Source organism: Blastocatellia bacterium, assembly GCA_035573895.1.
GTDB lineage: Bacteria > Acidobacteriota > Blastocatellia > HR10 > HR10 > DATLZR01.
The window spans coordinates 1-6970 of sequence record DATLZR010000108.1 but is presented as its reverse complement, the minus strand read 5'-3'; the positions used below and the strand labels follow the sequence as shown (position 1 = coordinate 6970).

General features: G+C 58.6%; 9 protein-coding genes. 6 read left to right on the top strand and 3 right to left on the bottom strand.

Translation table 11 applies throughout. The annotated features are described in order from the left end of the window. Together VNM72_10540 and VNM72_10535 are read right to left on the bottom strand one after the other, a co-directional pair. On the bottom strand, window positions 1–376 hold a 376-nt coding region (locus VNM72_10540; GenBank protein HXF05837.1), incomplete at its 3' end, for a rhodanese-like domain-containing protein. Window positions 377–461: 85 nt separating this feature from the next. Beyond that, window positions 462–2042, bottom strand: a complete 1581-nt coding sequence (locus VNM72_10535; protein HXF05836.1) for a glycosyltransferase family 39 protein — start codon at window positions 2040–2042, stop codon at window positions 462–464. On the opposite strand from VNM72_10535, the gene VNM72_10530 reads away from it, so the two are divergent. Genes VNM72_10530 through VNM72_10520 form a run of 3 tightly spaced genes read left to right on the top strand, consistent with a single transcriptional unit; the run spans window position 2041 to window position 3307 of the window. Next, window positions 2041–2163, top strand: a complete 123-nt coding sequence (locus tag VNM72_10530; protein ID HXF05835.1) for a hypothetical protein — start codon at window positions 2041–2043, stop codon at window positions 2161–2163. The two genes, VNM72_10535 and VNM72_10530, sit on opposite strands and share 2 nt — an antisense overlap. A gap of 30 nt (window positions 2164–2193) precedes the next feature. Then, window positions 2194–2808: a DUF4234 domain-containing protein gene (locus VNM72_10525; protein HXF05834.1), complete on the top strand. Its 615-nt coding sequence runs from the start codon at window positions 2194–2196 to the stop codon at window positions 2806–2808. Between the two features lie 10 nt (window positions 2809–2818). Beyond that, on the top strand, window positions 2819–3307 hold the full coding sequence (locus tag VNM72_10520; GenBank protein ID HXF05833.1) for a DUF2752 domain-containing protein: 489 nt from the start codon (window positions 2819–2821) through the stop codon (window positions 3305–3307). Between the two features lie 204 nt (window positions 3308–3511). On the opposite strand, the gene VNM72_10515 is transcribed toward VNM72_10520, so the two are convergent. Then, window positions 3512–3985, bottom strand: coding sequence for a hypothetical protein (locus VNM72_10515; protein HXF05832.1), 474 nt, complete (start codon window positions 3983–3985; stop codon window positions 3512–3514). A 76-nt stretch (window positions 3986–4061) separates the two neighbouring features. Here VNM72_10515 and VNM72_10510 point away from each other — a divergent pair, with 76 nt between their 5' ends. The 3 genes from VNM72_10510 (at window position 4062) to VNM72_10500 (ending at window position 6753) form a co-directional block, all read left to right on the top strand. Then, the gene (locus VNM72_10510) at window positions 4062–5045 is read left to right on the top strand and encodes a glycosyltransferase family 2 protein (GenBank protein ID HXF05831.1); all 984 of its coding nucleotides are present in this window, start codon (window positions 4062–4064) and stop codon (window positions 5043–5045) included. Next, window positions 5030–6154 (top strand): glycosyltransferase family 4 protein, encoded by a 1125-nt coding sequence (locus VNM72_10505; GenBank protein HXF05830.1) that lies wholly within the window; start codon window positions 5030–5032, stop codon window positions 6152–6154. The genes VNM72_10510 and VNM72_10505 overlap by 16 nt, the downstream gene beginning before the upstream one ends. 329 nt (window positions 6155–6483) lie before the next feature. Further along, complete coding sequence (locus tag VNM72_10500; GenBank protein HXF05829.1) at window positions 6484–6753, top strand: tetratricopeptide repeat protein; 270 nt, start codon at window positions 6484–6486, stop codon at window positions 6751–6753. Window positions 6754–6970: the final 217 nt, after the last annotated feature.

The window sequence follows — 6970 nt, the reverse complement described above, 5'->3', positions numbered from 1 at the left end:
CGAGCACCAACCAGAGTCGAGCAGCGCGGATCCCTCCCGCATCATCGTAAGCGATGACGTGGGTTGAATTGCTGATTCCCAGCCGGCTCATCACCGCCGCAACGTCTGCCGCCGAAGGAAGATAGAGAAGCTCTTCGTTTCCGTTGCGCAACATGGTTTCGTCGAGCAGTACCGCATTCTTGATATGCCCGCGCTCATAGGCACTCGCCGAACGAAGGTCAACGACCCGGACATCGGGATCGTTCAGATGAGCCTCCAGCCAGCCGGTTTCGACCAGCATTTCAGGGCGAGCATAGCCTTCACCTATCCCACCCGATCCGATAATGGGACCAAACGGGACCAAAACCACGAGAAGCAAAAGCGCCAATCGTTTCATCACTAAACCTCCTCGACAAAGCCCATTGGATGGACAGATTCATCCGTCCTCGTTCGTGACATAATACTCCCTCGGTCGCGGGAAATCATAAGCGACTAAGGTCGCTTCGCTCCAGTAAGATCAGCCGGACGCGCGGTGATTTCTCGGGCAATCGTTCGTCACGGATGACCTTCCAGGGCGCGCGGGACAGGACGATCTGGTCAGTCCGGGCACGAAACAGACTCGACCGGTAATCGAGGGCGAGCCAGATCCGTTCGGCGCCCGGTACCGCCAAGCGCTTTTGAATGAGGGGCGAAAGCGACGGATGCTCGAGGAGAGCCGTTCCCGGGGGAGCCTCGCGGAGATAGTAACGGAGGCACCGTCCCATGTAGACAGGATCAACAAGGATCCGGTCACCCGCTCGCGCCTCAGCCCTGATGATGGAGGCGACGGGCCGATAATCGCTATCGTGGCTTCTGACCTGATAATGTCGCATGAGGCCCGACAGCATGGCCAGGCTGATCGCCATGATGACGAACACGCGCACATAAAGCGACCTCACGCGGTCTATTCCCGCCGCCAAAAGCATAAAAAAGAACGGGCTAATGAGCAGGAGATACCGACCGAGATCGCTCCCCTGCTTCACGACGAGCAAAAGGCCGGTCACGGCACCGAGCGGGACCCAGAAGAGAATCGGGATGATCCGGTTGCTCGCAGCCATCGTCGTCCCGCGCACAAGCAGGATGAGAGAACTGATTACTGCCACCGGATAGAGCGAAAGCACTCTCAGCGCGCTGCCGAGCCGACGACCACTCCATGGATCGCGCAGAAGATCGCGCAGTGCTTCTCCCACCTGATGGGGAAAGATAAAGTAGCCCACGATCATCTTCCCGAAAAAGAGAAGGTCTTCGAGAAAAACGCCCGCCATCGTCAGCGGCCGGCGCCATCCCTGTCGGGGTCGGGTTCCAACCTGAAAGAGAAAGGGACCGATCCACGGCGAGAAGAGCAACAGAATCACCAGATGGAGAGTGATCCAGCGGCGCAAAAGAGGCCCGATCGGCTGCTCCATCCGCACGCGCTCACGGAGGCTCACCAGGAAGTGAAGCATCACAGCTCCCGCAACGAGCCAGGCGAAATTATGGGTATAGAGGGCCAGCGTCGTGCAGAGGACATAGCCAATGCAGTCGCCGCGTCGGAAGCGCCAATCCTCGATCAACCGCAGGTAAAAGAACGTGGCGCCCAGCGAAAACGCCGTGACGAGCGCGTACATTCGTGCTTCCTGGGCATAGAAGACCTGATGAGGCGAGATGGTGAGGAAAAAGAGCGTGAGAAGAGCGATCCGCTCCGACATCACTTTGCGAGCGATGAAGAATGCGAGGACGAGCGTGACCACATTCGCCACGAGCGAAGGCATGCGGAGCGCGAGATGACTCTGGCCAAAGGCCATCGTCCAGAATCGGAGCAGCAGGTGATAGAGCGGAGGATGGATGTCGGCCGCGCTCTCTTCGATAATGGGCACAATGGCCTTCTGTGATTCATACCAGGACCAGGCTTCGTCGAACCACAGGTTTTTGGTGGTCAGATGGAAAAAGCGTAGTCCCACCGCCAGCAGCAGAAGGGCCCAAAATCCCGTCAGGCCGCCTGCGCGCCACGCACCGGCAAGCAGGTGCAATCCCTTTCGCTCCATGACATTCACTGAATCGTTCACGGCTACGAACTATAATGTCTGGCCGGGAAAACCGGAAGAGCTTCACAACGCTCGAATCAACTTCAAACCGCACGTGCTTGTTCCCCGATTCGTTTTGTGACATGATTGGCGTCGCTCACGGAGCGGACCCATGAACTGTCACTACTGCGGCGCGCGGGTACGGGAGGGAGCGAAATTTTGTACTCGCTGTGGGGCTCCTCTACCCCGTTCGCCTGAAGATCTTGCCTCGAGCGGCTACCAGAGCGTCTTGCGGCCTCCACCGGTCGTTGAAGCTGAGGCGCCTTATACCCCGCCTCCTGGCTGGCGCACCGAGTCGTATCCTCCGGCGACGATGTTCCCTCCCCTCTTCGGTGTCAGTGGCCAGGAGCGGAGCATCGGATGGGCGCTCTTGCTTACACTCATCACCTGCGGCGCCTATGGGGTCATCTGGCTTTATAAAATGGGGCGGGATATCCGTCGGCTCTCACCTGAAGATGAGCCTCATCCCATCGTGGATGTACTGCTGACATTGGCGACCTGTGGGGTCTGGGGTGTTTATCTCGGTTACAAATATCCGTCGCTCATTAACGGGGTCAAACGACGGTTGCGACTACCGACAAGCGAGCTGCCCGTCATCTGTCTCCTGTTAGCTCTTTTCAGCTACGGCTTCCCGCCACTCGTGCTCGTGGCCATGGCGCTCGTGCAAAACGAGCTGAACAAACTCTGGCAGGCATTACGCCGACAGGGGTTTTGGGAGCAACGCTAGCCAACTACCGATGGAGTCATCGCACAAAAACGACAACCGCTACCGCCTGGAAGAGATGGTCGGCCTGACTTTTTTGACTGGCCTCATCATTGGGGCCTTCTTTTACGATCCATCGAATGGTCCCTCATTTCCCGTGTGCCTCTTTCATCACTGGACCGGTCTGCCCTGTCCCGCCTGCGGGATGACGCGCTCGGTGTGCGCCTTTATGAAAGGACGATGGGAAGAGGCCGTTTACTTTCATCCACTTGGCCCAATGGCGGCTTTGATCCTCGTCGGGAGCTGGACGAAAGGCATCATATCCATCTGTATCAGCGACAGAGGTTCCCGTCCAGCCCGGCGACTCAGGTCAATAGTCGAGCGAATGGATGAGTTTTTCCGTCACCCTTACGTTGTCCGTTTCGGTCTCACCCTCCTGGTCATCATGTGGATTATTCGGGTGGCATGGCTCGGCTGGAGAGATCCAATGCCTCACCCGATGAGGCTTCCATTTTCCTGGTAAACAGCCCCTCGCTTCGGATTGTCCCCTGATGTAAACGCGGAGGCTGGCCGAACAATGGCGACATAGGTCGGAAAGAGGACTGCGCAGGTGTGCGGGGACCTGCCGGACAAACGACGGAGTAGTTAGGGCGATTCTCAGCGGTGCCAAAACAATTGCACGGGTCCACTGACCAATGCGAAGAATGACCCGCAGCGAACAGGCCCGTTAATGCCCCTTGCGGGAGAAGAGTCCTTTAACCCACCGCCGCAATCGGGAGAGGACCGAGGGTCTTGGTTTGAGGGATATAATGCGACCGGTCGAGTGCCGCTGCACGGCGATAACCCGACCGAGAACCTGGGCGAGCGGTACGGGCGCATTGGCCAGTTCGGCATGATCCGCTCGTGTGACGATGTATGTGCCCCCCGAACGCTTCTCGAAGGCAATGATTCGATGGATGAGAGGGACGCCACTGGCCGAGACGTAAAAGACAACATCGTGGACCTGCAAGGTGGTGGCATCAATCGGTTCCACTGTAACGACATCCCCGTCATCAATTGTGGGGCGCATGCTCGTTCCCGACATGCGAAAGCGCAGGGGCCGACGATGCGACAGCTCAAACCGCGCGTACTCCAGCAAAGCCGGTGAATCCAGGCTCAGCCGTTCACTCCGATATGTATGCGCTTCTCGATACCTCGGCATAAGCTTCCGTTGACGTTCCTGGGAAATGTTAGCCACAGTCGCTATAATCTTCAAGACTGTAAGCCGCATCGCGCACATGACCATGCTCGACCTATCGGTGGTCATTGTCAGTTTCAACACGGGTCCGATGACGCTCGCCTGTCTCGGCTCGCTCTTTGAGTGGACGCGAGGGGTTGAGTTCGAAGTCTTCGTCGTTGACAATGGCTCGCGTGATGGAAGTCCCCAGATGATCCGCCACGCCTTCCCTCAGGTCATCCTCATCGAGCAGCAGTCCAACGTCGGATTTGCCCGCGCCTGTAACGCGGCGCTGGTGCGGGCCAGGGGGCGGTACATCATGCTACTCAACAGTGACACGCTCCTTATCGAGGATGCGCTGACGGCGCTGGTTCATGCCCTGGATGCGCACCCGCAGGTCGGGGCCGTAGGGCCTCGGATGATCTATGCCGATGGGCAAACACAGTCGTATTCCGCCACTCGAGCGAAGACGCTCTGGAGGACGCTTGCGCAATATTGCATCCCCCGTCGAGGCACCGGGACGCTCCATCTGGGCCCACGCTTGAACTCGAAACCGAGCGCAACATCCCCGGTGCTCTACGAGACGGAGTCCATCTCCGGTGCCGCCATGATGATCCGCCGGGAGATTCTCCATACGGTTGGTCTGCTCGATGAAAGGTTCTTCCTCTACTGCGAGGATGCCGACTGGGTCGAGCGAATCCGTCATGCCGGATACGTCATCGCCTGTGCTCCGGATGTTCGTCTCATCCACCATCACGGTGCGAGCAGCCGTCAGGATGAGATTCGACGGGAGGTCGAAGCGGTTCGATCCAACATTCGCTATTTCGCCAAGCATTCGGGGAAGGGATCGGTGGTTTTCTTTCGAGTCGCCGTTGCCGCGATCATGTGTCTGCGGATGGTCACGCTCGATCTCTTTCGGGCGCTCACGGGGACAAACCCAACGCGGCTGCGACGAGACTGGGAAGTCTTTCGACAGGCGCTCACCTTCGGACCCAATGCACCGGAGGCACGTGATCGCCACAGCCAATCATGCGAATCCTCCTGATCCATCCGAGCGATCATCTGAACGGCGCCGGTCGCATCCTTGGGGCGCTGGCGAAATATCTTCGGGGTCGCGGACACACGACCCTCGCGGTCCTTCCCGGTGAAGGCCCACTGACGCGCATCCTGAAGGAGGACATCGGCGAGTATGTCTGCGTCCCGATGAGGGTCCCCCGTCGGTCGCTCCGCGTAATCATTCAGCACCACGTGGAATTTTTCCCCACCGTGCGACGATTAGCCCGGATCATCAGGGATTGGCGGGCAGATGTAGTTCACGTCAATTGCCTGTATACCCTCTGGGGGGGCATGGCTGCTCGAACGAATAATGTACCCGCCGTCTACCACATTCACGAAGCTCCGGGCTCGTATCCCCACTGGCTCTACCGGGGCTGGCAAGCGGTCGTGTCCCATCTGGCTGCCCGCGTGGTCATCGTCCATGCGTCCCTGGCATCGGCACTCCCATCCTGCCAGAGCAAGCTCACGGTCATCGAAAATGGAATTGACCGCGAGCGCTTTGGCGACCGCCACCGGGCCGAGGAGTGGCGACGGCTTGTTGCTCCACATGATGAGAAGGTCATTCTCTGTCCATCGCACATCATGCCGGGGAAAAATCAAAAGCTTCTCGTTGAGGCAGCGCCCTTAATCTTCGGTCAGTGTCCCCGCGCGAAGATTGTTTTTCTCGGTCGGACGCATGGAATTCGAGCCAACGAGGAGTATTTGCGTCGCCTCAAGTCCCTGGCAGCACAAAACGGATCTTCCGGGAGCATCCTTTTCACCAGCGAACCCGAGGACGCCACGCAGGTGATGGCGGGAGCAGATGTGATCGTTTCTCCGTCACCCTATGAGTCGTTTGGATTGGTCCCGCTGGAGGCACTGGCGGCCGGCAAGCCGGTTGTCCTGTTACGCACGGGCATTGCCGACGCCTTGTCGCAATATGGCTGCCCCGTGCGTGTGGCTTCGAACTCGGCCGAGAGTCTCGCGGAGGCAGTGATAGAGGCCCTCTCTCTCACCTTAACCGGTGCACCCGATCTCCTACCCGCCCATTTCACGGCCGAGCGCATGGCCGACCAGTTCGAGACCGTCTATCGGAGTCTCCTCCTTGTCCCTTCGTGATGCGTCCGATGCGTAGAGCCGCCGAGGGCGCAAGTCCGAGGCATTTTGGTAATTAAGGGGTCGGAGCCATCGCCGAATCTCGCCCCATCCTCCGGGCGTATCCTAGCAATCTCGATGTTCGCCGTAACCTTGCCATCGCACTCAGAAAGGCGATTTCGACAGCGACATGACGGAGTTCCCGCTCCGTCATCGAAAAGGACCCAGCCTCGTCAGACGTCTACTATAAACTCGGAGTTGGCCTTAAGGCCGAAAGCAACTACGCGGAGGCCGCGCTTGAGCAAGCCCCCACTCTCCGACGCGGTCTGGTTGAGGCCTAGCAGGGGCTTAAAATGATTTACCTTCAGCATGGAAAACTGGCTGAAGCCGAAATGGTCTTATGTAAGATTCTCGCATTGAAGCCGAACGATGCTCAGATGCAGGCCACGCTTGGAATGGCGCTCCGCCAGAAGGGTGATCTCACGGCAGCGCTGGAAGCCTATCGCACCGCCGCGCGGTTCAAACCCGACAGTGCTGAAATTCGCAATTTGTTCGGCGCTCTGCTTCAGCCAACGGGACAACGCGAGGTACCGAACAGGAGTTCTCCGAAGCGGTCCGGCTGAACAAGGGGAAATCAAATGTGCAGGTGGCCATGTTCACCACGAGCACGGGAATTCGAAAGTGAAGAAGGGAGACCTCGACGCCGCTATCGAGCAGTTTCGGATAGCCCTCACGCTCGTGCCCGATTATGCTCCGGCGCACCATCATCTCGCTCTGGCGTTGCTCATGAAAAGGGGCGCACGCCGAAAGAACCGAGAGAATTCCAGAAGGCCCGGCAGC